Annotated in this window: 15 protein-coding genes; 13 read left to right on the top strand and 2 right to left on the bottom strand. The window is 59.2% G+C overall.

Translation table 11 applies throughout. From position 1 onward, the window contains the following. The 6 genes from H4317_RS09545 to H4317_RS09520 all read left to right on the top strand — a co-directional run bounded on the left by H4317_RS09545 (position 1) and on the right by H4317_RS09520 (position 5,425). The gene (locus H4317_RS09545; protein ID WP_185886259.1) at positions 1–732 is read left to right on the top strand and encodes a MotA/TolQ/ExbB proton channel family protein; all 732 of its coding nucleotides are present in this window, start codon (positions 1–3) and stop codon (positions 730–732) included. 80 nt (positions 733–812) lie between these two features. Next, the gene (locus H4317_RS09540) at positions 813–1,223 is read left to right on the top strand and encodes an ExbD/TolR family protein (protein WP_185886258.1); all 411 of its coding nucleotides are present in this window, start codon (positions 813–815) and stop codon (positions 1,221–1,223) included. 97 nt (positions 1,224–1,320) lie between these two features. Beyond that, positions 1,321–2,208: a hypothetical protein gene (locus tag H4317_RS09535; RefSeq protein WP_185889885.1), complete on the top strand. Its 888-nt coding sequence runs from the start codon at positions 1,321–1,323 to the stop codon at positions 2,206–2,208. A gap of 179 nt (positions 2,209–2,387) precedes the next feature. Next, complete coding sequence (locus H4317_RS09530; RefSeq protein ID WP_185889884.1) at positions 2,388–3,689, top strand: bifunctional folylpolyglutamate synthase/dihydrofolate synthase; 1,302 nt, start codon at positions 2,388–2,390, stop codon at positions 3,687–3,689. A 151-nt stretch (positions 3,690–3,840) separates the two neighbouring features. Further along, positions 3,841–4,503: a tRNA (guanosine(46)-N7)-methyltransferase TrmB gene (gene trmB / locus H4317_RS09525; RefSeq protein ID WP_185889883.1), complete on the top strand. Its 663-nt coding sequence runs from the start codon at positions 3,841–3,843 to the stop codon at positions 4,501–4,503. Positions 4,504–4,585: 82 nt separating this feature from the next. Beyond that, the gene (locus H4317_RS09520) at positions 4,586–5,425 is read left to right on the top strand and encodes a maleylpyruvate isomerase N-terminal domain-containing protein (RefSeq protein WP_185889882.1); all 840 of its coding nucleotides are present in this window, start codon (positions 4,586–4,588) and stop codon (positions 5,423–5,425) included. A 9-nt stretch (positions 5,426–5,434) separates the two neighbouring features. Here H4317_RS09520 and trpF read toward each other — a convergent pair whose 3' ends face one another. Then, on the bottom strand, positions 5,435–6,064 hold the full coding sequence (gene trpF, locus H4317_RS09515) for a phosphoribosylanthranilate isomerase (RefSeq protein WP_185889881.1): 630 nt from the start codon (positions 6,062–6,064) through the stop codon (positions 5,435–5,437). 195 nt (positions 6,065–6,259) lie between these two features. On the opposite strand from trpF, the gene mnmA reads away from it, so the two are divergent. The 6 genes from mnmA (at position 6,260) to H4317_RS09485 (ending at position 14,034) form a co-directional block, all read left to right on the top strand. Then, on the top strand, positions 6,260–7,432 hold the full coding sequence (gene mnmA / locus H4317_RS09510) for a tRNA 2-thiouridine(34) synthase MnmA (RefSeq protein ID WP_185889880.1): 1,173 nt from the start codon (positions 6,260–6,262) through the stop codon (positions 7,430–7,432). 19 nt (positions 7,433–7,451) lie between these two features. Next, positions 7,452–8,231 carry a hypothetical protein gene (locus H4317_RS09505; RefSeq protein WP_185889879.1) on the top strand — a complete coding sequence of 260 codons (780 nt, stop codon included), beginning with the start codon at positions 7,452–7,454 and terminating at the stop codon, positions 8,229–8,231. A 166-nt stretch (positions 8,232–8,397) separates the two neighbouring features. Continuing rightward, the gene (locus tag H4317_RS09500) at positions 8,398–10,095 is read left to right on the top strand and encodes a S8 family serine peptidase (RefSeq protein WP_185889878.1); all 1,698 of its coding nucleotides are present in this window, start codon (positions 8,398–8,400) and stop codon (positions 10,093–10,095) included. Positions 10,096–10,247: 152 nt separating this feature from the next. Further along, positions 10,248–10,571, top strand: coding sequence for a hypothetical protein (locus H4317_RS09495; protein ID WP_185889877.1), 324 nt, complete (start codon positions 10,248–10,250; stop codon positions 10,569–10,571). 198 nt (positions 10,572–10,769) lie between these two features. Next, on the top strand, positions 10,770–11,477 hold the full coding sequence (gene rpe, locus H4317_RS09490; protein ID WP_185889876.1) for a ribulose-phosphate 3-epimerase: 708 nt from the start codon (positions 10,770–10,772) through the stop codon (positions 11,475–11,477). 1 nt (position 11,478) lies between these two features. Continuing rightward, on the top strand, positions 11,479–14,034 hold the full coding sequence (locus H4317_RS09485) for a TonB-dependent receptor (RefSeq protein ID WP_185889875.1): 2,556 nt from the start codon (positions 11,479–11,481) through the stop codon (positions 14,032–14,034). 80 nt (positions 14,035–14,114) lie between these two features. Here the strand turns inward: H4317_RS09485 and H4317_RS09480 are convergent, their stop codons facing one another. Continuing rightward, positions 14,115–15,038, bottom strand: coding sequence for a DUF2911 domain-containing protein (locus H4317_RS09480; protein WP_185889874.1), 924 nt, complete (start codon positions 15,036–15,038; stop codon positions 14,115–14,117). A 507-nt stretch (positions 15,039–15,545) separates the two neighbouring features. Here H4317_RS09480 and hisG point away from each other — a divergent pair. Then, positions 15,546–16,397, top strand: a complete 852-nt coding sequence (hisG, locus tag H4317_RS09475) for an ATP phosphoribosyltransferase (RefSeq protein WP_185889873.1) — start codon at positions 15,546–15,548, stop codon at positions 16,395–16,397. Positions 16,398–16,450: the final 53 nt, after the last annotated feature.

Below are 16,450 nucleotides of genomic sequence, written 5' to 3'. Positions count from 1 at the left end.
ATGACCTTTTTGCTTTCTCTGCTGCTCCAGATGCAAGTCGGCAGCACGCCCGATGCCGGGGCTGCCGCCGCCGACTCAACCGCCACTGCTGCCAACGCCGCTGCCAACGCCGCCGCCGCCGACCTCTCCCTGATTGACCTGATTGTGAAAGGCGGCTGGATCATGCTCCCGCTGTTTTTGCTCTCGTTCGTTTCGCTCTACATCATCATTGAGCGTTACATCACCATTCGCCGGGCGGCCTCGGTGCCGGAGTCGTTCATGCCTGGCATCCGCAACCTGATGGTGAAAGGCGACCTGCAGGGTGCCAAAATGCTCTGCGCTCAAACTGCCACGCCGCTGGCCCGCATGATTGAGAAAGGCATCCGCCGCATTGGGCTGCCGCTGAAAGACATTGAAACCAGCGTCGAGAACGTAGGTAAAGTGGAAATTGCCCGTCTCGAGAAGAACATCAGCATTCTGGGCATCATTGCCGGTATTGCACCGATGCTTGGTTTCGTGGGTACCATCATCGGGGTAATCAAGATTTTCTATGCCATCAGCGCCACCGGCGACTTTGGTATTGCCCAGATTTCGGGCGGTCTGTACACGAAAATGGTGACTTCCGCTACGGGCCTTATCGTTGGTATCATTGCCCACATCGGCTACCACTGGCTCAGCATCATGGTAGAGCGCCTCGTGTTCCGCATGGAAAATTCGGCCATCGAGTTCATGGACATTCTGCAGGATAATTAGCGGAGCACTGGATGATGCAGTTGGTGCAGTAAACAAGCTGTCCAGCGAATCCACTGACCCACCAAGTCATACTTCACCACATGGACCTCAGCCGCCGTCGTAAGCTTTCTTCGCACGTTGAGACTGGCTCGATGAACGACATCATGTTTTTCCTGATGTTGTTCTTCCTGATTGTCTCGACGATGGTGAACCCCAATATTATTAAGCTGATGCTGCCCAATGCCAAAAGCAGCAAGCAGATGATGAAGCAGCCCATTACGATATCCGTCGATGGGGCTGGCCAGTATTTCATCGACCGGCAACCGACGACGGCGCAGCAGCTGGAAGGCGAACTGCAACGGCGCGTACAAGGGGCCGAAAGCCCTACGGCCGTGCTGCGCGTAGACGCCTCTTTGAATGTGCAGAAGCTGGTGGATATTCTGGAAATCGGTAACCGCCTCAAGATTAAGATGGTGATGGCCACGCAGGCGCAACAGGCCGCCGGGAAATAGTTTTGGGCTAATAATTGTTGATGGCTAGTTGTTGGTTACTGGCAGCCTCAACCCAGCAACTGGCACCACGTAACCAACAACTAGCAACTAACCAGGTATGGAGTACCGCGAAGAACACCGGAAAGAAGCCTTGCTGGGCACCGTGCTGCTGCACGCGGCCTTGGCGGCGGTGTTCTTTTTTACCGTCTTCAAAGGCCCCGACCCACCATTGGACACGCTGGGCGGCGACGGAGTAGAACTGAACTACGGTATTGATGAGGCTGGCTCCGGCGACGTGCAGAGCTTAGCCACCGCCAACGACTCCAAAAACCGCGAGGACAGCCGCCCACCGGCTTCCAATCCTACCCCACAACCAACGCCCCCTCAGCCCCAGGCAACTCCGCCCGTGCCGCAGCAGGCCGCCGAGGCCCGAACCGTCACGAGTGAGGCCGAAGAAAGCCCGGTAACGGCTCCGCCCGTGGAGAAGCCTTCCCCGGCTCCGAAGGAGGAGGTAAAAGAAGCGCCCAGACCCGTGGAGCGCCCCCGCACCCTTTACACGCCGAAGGGCAGCGCCAGCGGTGGTGGCAACGGTGTAAACGGCACCAGTAACGCGGCTACCGGCAACAACAACGGCGACCGTCCTGGCTCCGTGGGCGACCAGGGCGACCCGAATGGCTCGCTTGATGCGAAGGCCCTCTATGGCCAGCCCGGTAGTGGCGGTAGCGGCAGCAGCCCCGGTTCGGGTGGCCTGGAGGGAATGAGCGGCTGGGCCTTTGTGAACCGGCCCAGTGCCCCGGCTATCGATAACACGTCGGGCTTCGTCCGCTTCAAAATCAAAGTGAATGCCGACGGCGAAGTGGAGGCCGTCACGAAGGTTTCCGGCAACGTGTCGGCGGCGCAGGAAAAGGCCTGCCGCGACGCCCTGGAAAATGCCGAGTTCCGCCGCACCAACTCGGCCAATGGTGGGGCTACGGGCTTCTATACATTCAAATTCACGGTGCGCTAAACCGCGCCAGTACTTTAGTTACCGGGCCGCCGGTCGGAGCAATCCGGCTGGCGGCTTTGTTTTGCCGCTGCTTTGCGAATCGCCGGCCAGCGCCGCTACCTTTGGCTATTATGCAGCACCTTGGTAGGAATAGACACGCCTGCACGAGAACGAACCACCCATTTTGCGTCGCCTGGCTCATGACTTACGCCGAAACCCTCGAGTATCTATACAGCCAGCTGCCCATGTTTCAGCGGATAGGAGCAACTGGCTACAAACCGGGGCTGCAAACCACGGAGAAACTGGCCGCCGCTATGGGCAATCCGGAGCGGCGGCTGCGCTGCGTGCATGTGGCGGGCACCAATGGCAAGGGCAGTAGTTCCAATTTGTTGGCCGCCGTGCTGCAGGCTGCCGGCTACAAAACGGGCCTCTACACTTCACCACACCTGAAGGAATTTACGGAACGCATTAAGGTGAACGGGCAGGACCTGACACCGGATTACTTGGTACAATGGGTAGCCCGCTGGCAGCCGCTGTTCGCCGAACTGCAGCCCTCGTTCTTCGAAATGTGCGTAGCGCTGGCATTTTCGTATTTCGCCGAAGAAAAAGTAGATGTTGCCATTATAGAAGTTGGGTTGGGTGGCCGACTCGATTCGACCAACATCATCCGGCCGCTGGTGTCGCTCATCACCAACATCAGCTACGACCACCAGAATCTGCTCGGCGATACTCTGCCGCAGATTGCGGCCGAAAAAGCCGGTATTATCAAGTCCGGTGTGCCGGTCGTCATCAGCCAGACGCAGCCCGAAGTACAGGCGATGTTTGAGCAGAAAGCTGCCGCGGAAGGGGCTCGCCTGTTGTTTGCTGATCAGCACTACCGCACGGAGCTGGTCAGGGTGCCTGCCCCGGATGAAGACTCTCAGCAACTCCTGTTTACCGTCGATGGCCACCCCTTGCTGGATGACGTGACGCTAGGCCTGGTAGGCGACTACCAGCGCCTGAATTTGCCGGGTGTGCTGGCCACCCTGGACGAGCTGCGGCAACAGGGCTTCGTGATTCCGGAAGAGGCTGTGCGCGAAGGGCTACGCGACATCCGCCGCCTCACGGGCTTTCGGGGGCGCTGGACTATTCTGGGCCACCGCCCGCTGGTCGTCTGCGACACGGGCCACAACGAGGCGGGTATCCGGTTTATAGTGCAGCAGTTGGCCCGCCTGTCGCAACGGCATCTGCACTTTGTGCTTGGCGTCGTCAACGACAAGGACGTAACGAAGATGCTGGCGCTGCTGCCCAAATCGGCCACGTACTATTTCTGCCAGGCGTCTATTCCGAGGGCGCTGCCCGCCACGGAGCTGGCGGAGCGGGCTGCCGAAGTAGGTTTGCGGGGCCAGGTATATGGCCCGGTTCCGGTGGCCGTGGCCGCTGCCCGCGCTGCTGCTGACCCCGATGATGTGGTGTTCATCGGGGGTAGTACCTTTGTGGTAGCGGATCTAGAGGAGCTGTAGAAACCAGGGCAGTTTGTGGCAGGAGCAGCAAGCTGGTACACAGCGTGTCTTACCAACTCTGGTTACTACTCAGGACGCCGGGCTTCCTGGGCAGCCTTCAGCCGTTGACAGTCAGTAAAAATCAACAGCATCACCTCGTAATTCTTTTCCAGTGCCCCGCATCAAACTCCAGCGTTTTGCCGAGAATGCCGAACGAAACGATATTGTAGAACCCGGTAAAGCCACCTATGAGCAGCTTAGCGGCCGCTGGCACCAGGAATTCTTTCACAACCACCACCCCCTAACGCTGGAGGTAGGCTGCGGCAAAGGTGAGTACACCGTCGGGCTGGCCGCCCGCTATCCGGAGCGCAATTATCTGGGCCTCGACATCAAGGGCGAAAGAATCTGGCGCGGTAGCAAGCGCGCTGAGGCGCTGGGCCTGACCAACGTGGGCTTTGTGCGGATGCGCGCCCACGACCTGCTTCAGCATTTCGCGCCGCACGAGCTAGACGAAATCTGGATTACGTTTCCTGATCCGCGGCCCCGCGACCGGGACATCAAGCGCCGCCTGACTTCGCCGCGTTTCCTGGAGCTGTACCGGCAGCTGCTGCGGCCCGGCGGGCTGGTACACCTCAAAACCGACAACGAAGGCCTATTTGATTATACGCTGGAAGTGCTGGCCGAGCGGCCCGGCACCACGATTCTGGCGCAAACCAAGGACCTCTATGCCACTCCAGAGCTGCTGCCGCACGCCGAAGACATTGAAACCAACTTCGAAAGCAAGTACCGCGCGCAGGGTGTACCCATCAAATACGTGCAGTTTCGGCTGAGTTAGCCGAAAGGCCCAGACCAGAAAGAAGCCGGAAGCCAGTGCGTATATTTTCGCATTGCTTCCGGCTTCTTTCTGTTTGCCTCCTATGCAGCCACTTCCGGTCCTGTCTACCGCGCCACTGTTTCCGGTTCTGGATGCGCACCTGCTGAGTCTGCTTCGGTCACTGACGCCGGCCGACTGGGAGCGTCCCACGCTGGCCTCGCAGTGGTGCGTGCGCGACGTGGCTTTGCATCTACTTGATGGTAGCCTGCGCACGTTGTCGATGCTGCGCGACGGGCATTTTGGGGCCGGCAGCCCGGCTAGTTCGGCTTATGCTGATGTAGTCAGCTACTTGAACCAAATGAACCAGGAGTGGGTAGTGGCCGGGCAGCGCCTCAGTCCGGCCATTATTACGTGGCTCCTGGAACTGAGCGGGCCCGCTTATAACGCGTACATCAGTTCGTTGCCGCCACACGAGCCGGCCGTGTTTCCGGTAGCCTGGGCCGGCGAGCAAACGTCGCTCAACTGGTTTCATGTGGCCCGCGAATACACCGAGAAGTGGCACCATCAGCAGCAGATTCGGCAGGCAGTAGGGCAGGAAGCACCATTACTGACTCCGGAGTTGTATCAGCCTTTTCTGGCTACCTGCCTGCGGGCACTGCCGCATCATTACCGCGGCGTAGAAGCCGCAGCTGGCACAGTAATCCAGCTCACTATCAGCGGAGCAGGCGGCGGGACCTGGTATTTGCAGCGAACTGTAGCGGGCTGGGAGCTAGGCACCGACTACACTGGCCTGGTTGCCACGAGCATCACGCTGGCCGGCGAGGGAGCCTGGCGGCTGTTCACGAAAAGTCTGCCACGCCAATTGGCGGCCGGCTACCTTCAGACTACCGGCCAAACCGAACTAGCCGAACCGCTCTACAGCCTGGTAACGGTAATGGCCTAACTCAACAGGTTAAGCTTCTAATTCCTCAAATACCGCTTCCATTTCGGAGAAGTCCCGCAAGCCAGGCTTGATTTCGTCGCCACCTTCCAGCACGATGCCCGTCGGCCGGACCGTTTCAATCAGGTTCCGGACAGAGCCGCCAGTGCTGGCCGCAAAGCCGGTTCCGAGCCACAGCGAAAACATGCGGGCCTGCTGGATAAGATGTGTAACCTGCGTGGTCGAGAGGGTTTCCGTTGGAGGGTGGGCCAGCACGAAACCAGCCACGTCGTCTTTTTGGGCGCGGAAGCGGCTGTCAACGTCTTCGGGGAGCATATCCGCAATCCACTGAATCAGCTTGAGGGCCGGCCGGCTGAGCAGGGCCACCTCCTCGGGGGTGCGGCGGCGGTGCAGCAGGATGCCGTGCAGGCCGCAGCGCTGCACAATGTCGTTGATGGCTGCAGCGGGCAGTGTATCAAACTCGCCGACCAACTCTACGCCGGACACCCAGCTGCTTATTTCCTGCACGGCTTCCGGCGTCAAGTGCCCCGGCAGGGCGGGGTCGAGGCGGAAGGTGAGACGGTCGGCTCCCATGCCGGCGCAGTAGCGAGCATCGGATAGATTATTAATGCCGCGCACCAGCACGGAGGTAAGCAAAGCCATGGCAAACAAAGGTTGGAGCCCGTCCTGCTGTGCACCGGAAAGCGCAGGCAGGAGCAAGCTGAACCCGAAAGTACGGAATCCGGCCCGCTCGTAGTTGCCATTGGCGGGCTTTCAGTAGAAAGAAACTCCGACTGGCGCGGCTGTGTTATCTTTGCCACGCGGCCGCGGACCTTGACTCCACGGGCGCTTACTTCTATGACGCAATCTGCACCTTCCCCGACGACGCCCGCCCGTGGGCGCGTCCTCGTCGCTATGAGCGGCGGCATCGATTCATCTGTAGCGGCGGTACTCCTGCACGAACAGGGCTACGAAGTGGTCGGGATGACCATGAAAACCTGGGACTACGCCTCGGCCGGTGGCTCCAAAAAAGAAACGGGCTGCTGCTCGCTCGACAGCATCAACGATGCCCGCCAGATTGCGGTAGAGCTGGGTTTTCCGCACTATATCATTGATATCCGCGACGAGTTCGGCGACTTTGTCATCTCCAATTTCACGGAAGAATACCTGGCCGGCCGCACGCCCAATCCGTGCGTGCTCTGCAACACCCATATCAAATGGGACGCGCTGCTGCGCCGCGCCGACCAGCTCGGCTGCGAGTTCATTGCCACCGGCCACTACGCCCAGGTACGCCACGAAAACGGCCGCTACGTGGTCAGCAAAGGCCTTGACGAAAACAAAGATCAGAGCTATGCGCTGTGGGGCGTGAGCCAGGAGAGCCTAAGCCGCACGCTGTTTCCGCTGGGCCAGATGCGCAAAACCGAAATCTATGACGAAGCCCGCCGCCGGGGCTTTACGGAGCTAGTAAACAAGCCCGAGAGCTACGAAATCTGCTTTATTCCCGACAACGACTACCGCGGGTTCCTGCGGCGCCGGGTGCCGGGCCTGGAGGAGCGGGTAGCGGGCGGCAAGTTTGTGACGCGCGATGGTACCGTGCTGGGCACTCACGAGGGCTACCCGTTCTACACCATCGGGCAGCGCAAAGGGCTGGGCGTGGCGCTGGGCTTTCCGGCCTACGTAACGGAAATCCGGCCCGATACCAACGAAGTGGTGCTAGGTAATTTTGAGGAGTTGGCCAGCACGCGCACCACCGTGAGTAAACTCAATATGGGCAAATACGCCTCGTTGGAAGGCATGGGGCTGGTGCCGAGCCGCACGAAAGTGCGCTACAACCACAACGGCGGCGCAGCCGCATTTTTGGAGCAGGTCGGCGACAAAATCAATATCTACTTCGAGGAGCCCGTGCACGCCGTGACGCCCGGCCAGGCCGCCGTGTTCTACGACGGGCAGGACGTCATTGGGGGCGGCTGGATTGAGCGGCATACCATCGGCGAAACTCCCGTATCTTCGGCAGCTGCGGCTGCGTTATAAGCCGCAACCTTTCCGCGCTATGGCTTCGATATTAACTCCTGTTCCTACGGCTACTCTCACTGTTCGCCGCTGGCTTGTTCCGGCGCTGCTGGCCGTGGGGCTGGCCAGCTGCAAAAATGAGGTGGAGAAGGTAGAGCCGATTGATACCAGCTACTATCCGGTGCAGGTTGGCGACTTCCGCATCTATGAGGTGACAGATACCACCTGGCTGCGCAACGTCAAAACCATAGCCCGCTATCAGTTCCGGGAGCAGGTGACGGAGCAGTATACTGATGCGGCTGGCCGCACGGCTTTTCGGGTGGTGCGCTCTAAACGCAGTACGCCCGCCGACGCCTGGCTTTCCGACAGCGTACTGGCTGTAAGCCCCTCGGCTACCAACGTGCTGGTGACGCGCAACAACCGCCGCACCGTGGAGCTGGTATATCCGGTCCGCACGGGCTACTTCTGGAACCTGAATGCTTTCAATGAGCTGAATCCTATTGAAAAGAGCGACATTCATTTTAAGCAGGTAGGGGAGCCATTCACGACGACCAATGCGGCCGGCCAATCCGTAACGTATCCGAAAACGGTGACAACGGCGCTGCGCGAAACCGATGCGGAAGAAGGCGGCGAGTACATCAATCTGTATTACTACTACCGCAACCGGCAGGTATATGCGCCGGGCGTAGGGCCAGTGTACCGTAGCCGCCGCCGCTTCATCTACTGTGAGGATGGCTCCTGTGGTGGTCGTCTTCCTTCTCCAGATTATATCCATAGCGGCTCGGCCCGCACGGAGATACTGCTCCAATCCGGCAGATAGCCGGGAGTTAGTAGCCTGAAGCCTTTTAAAAGCCGTTCTGCACTTGGTGCGGAACGGCTTTTTATGTTGCCCCGGCTGCTAAAGCCGAAATCTACCTATCAGCCGCGCAAACCGGAGTATGGGGCCAAATTCGTATCTTCCGGCACGTCATTTAGCTCTACTTTCCATGCGTCTTTCTTACTCCGCGTTGCTGGGTGTTCTGGCAGTAGCTGCCGCGCTGGCTTCGCCGGTTGCCGCGCAGGCCCAGACCAACTCCGTGCGCAAGCATCTGGTGTATTTCCGCGACAAAGCCGGTACGCCGTTCACCGTTGGCCAGCCGCAGGCTTTCCTGTCGGCGCGGGCCGTGCAGCGTCGCACCCGCCAAAGCATTGCCGTGCAGCCCCGCGACCTGCCCGTAACGCCCGCCTACGTGTCGCAGCTGCGGGCCGTGCCGGGCGCTACCGTCTGGTACACGTCGCGCTGGTTTAATGCCGCCGTGGTGTCCTGCGACTCGGCCACGCTGCGCAACCTGCAGGCTCTGCCGTTTGTGCGCAGCGCCACTACGCTGAACCGTACGGCCAACGTAACGCCGTCTACGCCTCGGCCCCGCAGTTCGGAAGATGCTGAGGAACCGCAACTGCAGCGCACCCAAGCCAACCCGGTCTATGGCATTGCCTACAACCAGGCCTTGATGCTGGGTGCCGTGGACATGCACAATGCCGGCTTCCGGGGCGAAGGCATGAACATTGCCGTATTCGACGATGGATTTCCCGGCGTCGATCAGACCTCGCCGTTTGCTTCCATGCGGAATGAGAACCGCTTGGCCGACGTCTATAATTTTGTGGAGCGGAACACGGCTGTATATGGCCGCGACAGCCACGGCACGCATTGCTTGTCCACGATGGCCGCCAACGAAACGGGCAAGTTCATCGGCACGGCTCCTAAAGCCACGTACCGGCTCTATCTCACCGAAAATATCATCGGCGAAAATCCAATAGAAGAGGTAAACTGGCTGCTGGCCGCCGAACGGGCCGATTCCGCCGGGGTGGACGTCATCAGTTCCTCGCTGGGCTACAGTAGCTTCGATACGCCTTACGGCAACTACGCGTACTCCGACCTGAACGGCCGCACGGCTATTTCGACGCGAGCGGCCAGCATTGCCGCGCGAGTAGGCATGGTGGTTGTCAACTCGGCCGGCAACGAGGGCAATAATTCCTGGCAGCACATTCTGGCGCCCGCCGATGCGGATTCTATTCTGGCTGTAGCGGCTGTAGACTCGTTCCGCACCCGGGTTGGCTTTAGCTCCATTGGCCCCAGCGCCGACGGCCGCATTAAGCCCAACCTGGCCAGCCAGGGCCACCAGACAGCCATCGTGAATGTGGCCGGCGTGCCTACTCGCGGCAGCGGCACGTCGTACGCTTGCCCGGTGCTGGCCGGTATGGTGGCTTGTTTCTGGCAGGCTAACCCCACGCTCACCGCGCAGCAGGTCATCAGCTTTCTGCAGCGCTCTGGCTCGCAGTTTGCCTCACCCGATAACCTGCTCGGCTACGGAATTCCCAATTTCGTGACGGCCTACAATCTGGCTAACCCAAACGCCCCGCTCTCGGCTGCCGACCCCAAGGTGGCGGCTGGCCAGCTGTTTATTTATCCCAATCCGGTCAGGAACAACGAGCTATATCTGCAGTTGACGGAAGCTTTCCATGGCAAGCCGTTGCGCTTCCGGTTTTACGATGCCCGTGGCGCGCTGGTAGCAGAACAGACGCTAGCTGCAACTGGCACCAATGAAGTGCGGCTTACGCCCGGTCCGCTGGCGAAAGGAGTGTATACCTGCGACGTATCGGCAGGGGAGAAAGTGCGCCGTACGGTGCGGTTCGTGAAGCTGTAAGTGGTGCGTGGCCTGTTTTTTACAGGGAAACCCAATTGAGTTAGCACGAAAAAGCAAATATTATTAGTACCTTGGAAAGGAATTCGGACGAGCCGGGTTCCTTTCTTTTTTCAAGGGATATACTTCCCACAATCCGCAATACCATGTTGCAAATGATGATTTCGAAGCGTCTGGGGCGTCGCCAGTTCCACTTCACTGTGTCGGGTAACAACCTCCACGAAGTGGTGAGTGAATATGAGCGGCTGAGCTTTCCGGATGTAGCCAAGTGCGGGATCTGTGGCTCCGATAACCTCGACCTGACGGCCCGTGTGGCGCAGGACAAGTTCAAGTATACTTCGCTGCGGTGCCTCGACTGCCGTGCCGATGTGACATTCGGCAAGCGGCAGGAAGACGACCAGACCTATTTCCTGCGTAAAACAGAGGACGGTAAGCTCGACTGGCGTGCGTATGAGAAAAACGATTCAGCAACGAAATAAGCAGGTAACCGGGTAGAGAATACAGCACTCGGGATACCATACGAAGAACCTTTTGCGAGCAAGCACACTGGGCTGAACAATAAATGTTCGGGCCGGAGTCGTTAAGCTGGCAGAAGGTTCTTTTTTTGTGGTTGCGGCGCAGTTGCATAATCGGCCTTTTCCGCCTATCTGTCGCCTAATCCTGCTTACCTTCGCGGTATGACTCTGAACCGCCGCCGGGCGCCGTTGCTGGCTCCTTCTTTGCTCGCTGCCGATTTCGGCAATCTCCAGGCTGAAACCGAACGTCTCGCGGGCAGCGCTGCCGACTGGCTGCACTGCGACGTGATGGACGGCCGTTTCGTGCCCAATATCTCCTTCGGTATTCCGGTGTTGCAGGCTATTCACCGGCATGCCAAGCAGCCGCTGGATGTACACCTCATGATTGAGGAGCCCCAGCATTACCTGAGCGCCTTCCGCGACGCCGGCGCCCAAAATATTACGGTGCACTATGAGGCCTGCACCCACCTGCACCGCGTCATTCAGCAAATTAAGGCCCTGGGCTGCAATGCCGGGGTAGCGCTGAACCCGCACACGCCGGTGTGGGTGTTGGAAGACGTGGCCGCTGACCTCGACTTAGTGTGTATCATGTCGGTAAACCCGGGTTTCGGAGGGCAGGCCTTTATTCCGAACACCCTGCGCAAAGTGACGGCCCTCAAGGAACTGCTGGTTGATAGCGGCTCCGATGCGCTGATAGAAATTGATGGCGGCGTCACCCGCGACAATGCGTCGGCGCTGGTGGAAGCGGGTGCCGATGTGCTGGTAGCCGGCTCATTCGTGTTCAACTCCCCTGACCCTGTGGCGACGCTGGCTGAACTGCGGGCCCAACTCATGGCTACCGTAGGGGCCGCAGAAGAGGAGGAACGCTAGCATGCCGCACCTTTCCTCCCAGGCCAGCCATTTGCCGCTGGTCGTGCGCCTGGCAGTGCTTAGTCTGTTGCCGACTGCTGCCCTGACGCTGGCGCCGTTGCTGGCCGCCGCCCAGCAAACCGACCGGATAACCATCAGCGGGACCGTGCGCGATGCGGCGGGCCAGCCGCTGGAACAAGTGGGCGTGGGCGTGGAAGGCCAGACAGGCGGCACCGTCACGGATGCTAAAGGTCGCTTTTCGCTGCAGGTAGCGCGCACCGGCCAGCAGGCGGTGCTGGTGGTGCGCAGCCTGCGCTACCGGCCGTTGCGCGTACCCGTCAGCCTAACCGAAGACCGCCGCGACTTAACACTGGCGCTACAGGCAGACTCCCGCACGCTGGGCAATGTAACCGTGCGGGGCCGTTCCGACGAGGCTGATACCCGCGAACAGGTGAGCATGATCAAGCTGGACCCGCGCACGGCCAAGGTGCTGCCTTCGCCATTCGGCGACTTCAACGCTATTCTGAAAACGCTGCCCGGCGTGCAGTCGACGAATGAACTGACGAGTACTTATTCGGTGCGCGGCGGCAACTACGACGAAAATCTGGTCTACGTCAACGGTATCGAAATCTACCGGCCGTTTCTGATATCGGCGGCCCAGCAGGAAGGCCTGAGCTTCGTGAACCCAGACCTGGTAAATAAGGTGGAGTTTTCGACTGGCGGCTGGCAGCCCAAGTACGGCGACAAGCTGTCGTCGGTGCTAAGCATTGAGTACAAGCAGCCGACGAAATTCGCGGCATCCGCTACGGGGAGCCTGGTAGGCGGGGCCGTGCACGTGGAGGCGGCTTCGCCCAACAAGCGGCTGAGCTACCTGGCTGGTATCCGCTATAAGAATGCCACCTACGTACTGAGCTCGTTGCGCCAGCAGCAGGGCGGCTACAACCCCACGTTCTACGACGGGCAGGCGTACATCAATGCCAACCTTGGTCCGAAAGGCAACGAGGACCGCACCTCGCTGGGGTTGCTGACCACCTTCGCGCACAACGACTACCGCTTTACGCCCGAAACTGGCCAGAGCACTTTCAGCACGGCTACTAACCAGGTGACGCGCCTGTTTATCGTGTATGAGGGCCGGGAGCGAATGCAGTACGATATGGCCCAGGGAGGCCTGAATCTGAAGCACAACTTTTCGTCGCGGTTTCAGACCGAGCTGCTGGGGGGGCTGGTGTACTCGCGCGAGCTGGAATACCGTGACGTGGAAGCCAAGTACAGCCTGGCCGATATCAACCGCGACCCAAGCTCGAAGGATTTCAACCAGGCTGTGCGCCAGCGCAGCGTCGGTTCGCGCTTCGACCACTCGCGCAACAACCTGGAGGCCCGCATTGCTACGGCTGAGGCCCGCGCCCGTTGGACACCGGGCAACCGCCATACCGTCCGTTTTGGCGTAAAAACAGGACGTGAGCGGATTGAGGACGTGCTCAACGAGTACAGTTTCGCCGACTCGGCCGACTACGTGCCCGATGCCCGGCGGAGTCGCCTCACGTCAGACCTCGACTTGCAGAGCACCCGCACCCAGGGTTACGCGCAGCACACCGTGGAGTTGGATTCGATGCGCACCTTCACGTATGGGGTGCGGGCCCACTATTGGTCCGTGAACAAGCAGCTGGTGGTGAGCCCGCGGCTGCAATACTCCTTTATTCCGCGCCGCCACACCAATCACTCCTATAAGGTAGCGGCTGGCATGTATTACCAGCCGCCGTTTTACCGTGAACTGCGCGACCAGCAAGGCAGCCGCGCTACGCCGGGCAGTCCGCTACTCGTGGAAGCCAGCCTGAATCCGGAACTGCGGGCCCAACGCTCCCTGCACTTTATTGCCGGCAACGAAATTCGGTTTGAGAAGTACGGCCGGCCGTTCCGCTTTACCGGCGAAGCCTACTTTAAGTATCTCACTGATGTCGTTCCTTATGATATCGACAACGTGCGGCTGCGGTATTTTGCCAAGAACCTAGCCACGGCCTACTCTGCCGGCGTAGATGCGCGGGTGGGGGGCGAGTTCGTAAACGGGGCTGAGTCGTGGTTTACGCTGGGCGTACTGACGACGCGCGAAAACCTGCAGGGCGATTCGCTCAACCTCTATAATGCTACCGGCGACACCATTGGGCGGCAAGCCAAGGGCTACATCCGCCGTCCGCAAGATCAGCGCGTAAACCTGAGTATCTTCTTTCAGGATCATCTACCCAACAACCCATCGGTGCGCGGGTATGTAAACTCGGTATTCGGAACCGGGCTGCCGTTTAGTCCGCCGAACAATGAGCAGGAGCGGGGCACCACCGAACTCACCCGAGCCTACTGGCGCGTTGATCTGGGCTTTTCCAAGGTGCTGGCTTTGAATACAGAACCTAACCGCCGCGTGGGAAAACTGGAAAGCCTGTGGCTGGGCCTGGAAGTGTTGAACGTGCTGGGCCGCAACAACGTGGCCGGCTACAGCTACATCCAGGACCTGAACGGCCGCACCTATGCTGTGCCCAACTACCTGTCCCAGCGTCTGGTGAATCTACGGGTTATTGCGCGGTTTTAGAGCATCTACCATACAGGCAAAACGCCCGCTCCGATGCACATCGGAGCGGGCGTTTTGCCTGTATGAGCGAGCAAAACTGCTCAATATGCTTTTCCCTGCCATTCTATAAGCGAAACCCGCATGGAAGGCAACTGCGCCCGGAAGGCTTCATCGTCCTTGTCGCCGAGCTTAATGGCTTTGCGCCCATAGACGATGGCTGTGTCATAATCGAGCTTAGAAGCCAGCAGGCGAGCCTTTATCCAATTGTTGGTATACACGTCGCGCAGGCGGATGGATTCGTTGATGAAGTACAAGGCCCGCTCAGCATTGAGGTTGTTCTGCACCAGGTAGTCGGCGGCCTGTGCCAGAAGCTGCCAGTCGCCGGGGCGCTGAGCCACGGCTTTCTCAATACCTGCCACTACGCGCGCCTGTACATTAGTGTCGATAAAGAGACTAACGGTTTTCTTTTCCCAGCTCAGGTTTAGATGGGCGCTGCCTGGCTTTACATCCGAAAACCAGTACAGCAATGTTTCGTGAAATTCCGTGGCTTCCGGCACTACCGGAACGCGCAGTACGTCGTCCTTCTCGTCGTACTTCTCTGTCCCCCAGTGCGTCGTTACCCGGTTAAAGACCATGTCCCAGTCCTGGTCGGAGCGCGGGAAAACATAAAAGGAGTACTGGCCTGCGGGCAGCGTTTTGCCATTGACGCGCACCGTGTCCGCAAACGTGATAACCGTGTTTTCGTTTGCACCAGCCCGCCATATCTGGTTGTAGGGTACTAGGCCTTCCCAGATAGCCCGGTTGCGCACGCTCGGGGCGTGGTAGTCAACTGTCACTTCCGACAGCCCGATGGTGTGGTTGAGCACAACGTGGGGGCTGGCCTGTGGCAGTGGCAACAGCGACGCGGCAGCCGTTGCGGGCATAGGAGAACTGGACGTTTGGGCATAAGCAGCCGGGCCTGACAACAGGCTCAACAATACACCGGATGCCAAGGCAATGGTAAGCGGACGAACAAACAAACGCATAGCAACGCAATAGGAGTAGAACGCAGGACGGGCAACAGCCAGCGAAGCAGCATGAAACAATTATGCCAAACGCTGGTTGGGAACACAACGGGAGGGCAAAGGTCCGGGTTCCGGAGAATTTTTCCGGATAAAATTTCATTTCGGACGCTAGCCGTGTACTTTTGCCCCGCAACTCTGCTTCTATGCCTGCATCGGCCGCGCTTTTTTTCTGCACCAACAGCCCCGTGGCTGCTTTCGCTACTGGCGGAGCTACGGTTGGGCTGCGCGCGGCGCATCATCATCTGCACGGGCACCATTCCTCTTTTTAGAGGAATAACACACGCATATTGTCCCGTTGGGCGAACCGCACCAGGTTCCCCGGCCCCCGAAAGTGGTGGCCCCGGCAGCTTATTGCCGTTTGCCAGCGTTTCAGCCCCTTCTCCCAGATTTCTTCTTGAATTACAGTTAATCTTTGGTCACACTGGCCAATAATTGACTACTAATTCTTTCTAATTAATTGCACACAATATGCTCCGTCTGGCCATCCAGAAATCGGGCCGCTTAAGCGAAGATTCCCTGAACTTGATTCGGGAATGCGGCATCAGCTTCCTCTCGGCTTCCTATAAGCTCAAAACCGAAGCCACCAACTTTCCTCTCGAAATCCTCTATTTGCGCGACGACGATATTCCCGGCTATGTGCAGGACGGCGTTGCCGATCTGGGCATTGTGGGCCAGAACGTGCTGGTAGAAGCTGGTTTTCCCCAATTGCAAGTAGAGGGCCTAGGTTTCAGCAAGTGCCGCCTGAGTCTGGCCGTGCCCCGCGCTGCCGCCTACAACTCTACCGAGGATTTGCAGGGCGTGAACATTGCCACTTCGTATCCGCAGATTCTGGGGGCCTACCTCACGGAGCGCGGCGTGAAAGCCAACCTGCACACCATCAGCGGCTCGGTGGAAATTGCCCCCAGCATCGGGCTGGCCGAGGCCATCTGCGACATCGTGAGCAGCGGCTCCACACTGCTAGGCAATGGCCTGCGGGAGGTTGAAACCGTGTTCCGCTCAGAAGCCGTGCTCATTGCCAACCAGAATCTAAGCGCCGAGAAGCGGGAGCTACTGGAGCAGCTGCAGTTCCGGATGCAGGCCGTACGACGCGCCCGCCGCAACAAGTACATCCTGCTAAACGCCCCTGTGGCCTCGCTCGATGCGGTGAAGGCACTGCTGCCCGGTATTAAATCTCCCACGGTGACACCCTTAGCCGAGGAAGGCTGGGTCTCGGTGCAGTCAGTGGTGAACGAGGACGACTTCTGGCACATCACCAGCCAGCTTAAAGCCGTGGGCGCTGAAGGCATTCTGGTATTGCCGATTGAGAAAATGATTAGTTGATAGGTGAGAGGCAAGGCATGAGAGGTGAGACGTTGTTCTAATAGGTCATTACT

Origin of the sequence: Hymenobacter sediminicola (assembly GCF_014250515.1) — a bacterium.
Lineage (GTDB): Bacteria > Bacteroidota > Bacteroidia > Cytophagales > Hymenobacteraceae > Hymenobacter > Hymenobacter sediminicola.
This window is presented reverse-complemented; position numbering and strand designations above follow the sequence as displayed.

What these genes read in the sequence shown, in the direction of transcription:
- H4317_RS09505 (WP_185889879.1), top strand. Translation starts at nt 7,452, where the DNA reads ATGGCTTCGATATTAACTCCTGTTCCTACGGCTACTCTCACTGTTCGC.
- H4317_RS09540 (WP_185886258.1), top strand. Translation starts at nt 813, where the DNA reads ATGGACCTCAGCCGCCGTCGTAAGCTTTCTTCGCACGTTGAGACTGGC.
- H4317_RS09535 (WP_185889885.1), top strand. Translation starts at nt 1,321, where the DNA reads ATGGAGTACCGCGAAGAACACCGGAAAGAAGCCTTGCTGGGCACCGTG.
- H4317_RS09495 (WP_185889877.1), top strand. Translation starts at nt 10,248, where the DNA reads ATGATGATTTCGAAGCGTCTGGGGCGTCGCCAGTTCCACTTCACTGTG.
- H4317_RS09500 (WP_185889878.1), top strand. Translation starts at nt 8,398, where the DNA reads ATGCGTCTTTCTTACTCCGCGTTGCTGGGTGTTCTGGCAGTAGCTGCC.
- mnmA (WP_185889880.1), top strand. Translation starts at nt 6,260, where the DNA reads ATGACGCAATCTGCACCTTCCCCGACGACGCCCGCCCGTGGGCGCGTC.
- H4317_RS09530 (WP_185889884.1), top strand. Translation starts at nt 2,388, where the DNA reads ATGACTTACGCCGAAACCCTCGAGTATCTATACAGCCAGCTGCCCATG.
- rpe (WP_185889876.1), top strand. Translation starts at nt 10,770, where the DNA reads ATGACTCTGAACCGCCGCCGGGCGCCGTTGCTGGCTCCTTCTTTGCTC.
- H4317_RS09480 (WP_185889874.1), bottom strand. Translation starts at nt 15,038, where the DNA reads ATGCGTTTGTTTGTTCGTCCGCTTACCATTGCCTTGGCATCCGGTGTA.
- hisG (WP_185889873.1), top strand. Translation starts at nt 15,546, where the DNA reads ATGCTCCGTCTGGCCATCCAGAAATCGGGCCGCTTAAGCGAAGATTCC.
- H4317_RS09485 (WP_185889875.1), top strand. Translation starts at nt 11,479, where the DNA reads ATGCCGCACCTTTCCTCCCAGGCCAGCCATTTGCCGCTGGTCGTGCGC.
- H4317_RS09520 (WP_185889882.1), top strand. Translation starts at nt 4,586, where the DNA reads ATGCAGCCACTTCCGGTCCTGTCTACCGCGCCACTGTTTCCGGTTCTG.
- trpF (WP_185889881.1), bottom strand. Translation starts at nt 6,064, where the DNA reads ATGGCTTTGCTTACCTCCGTGCTGGTGCGCGGCATTAATAATCTATCC.
- H4317_RS09545 (WP_185886259.1), top strand. Translation starts at nt 1, where the DNA reads ATGACCTTTTTGCTTTCTCTGCTGCTCCAGATGCAAGTCGGCAGCACG.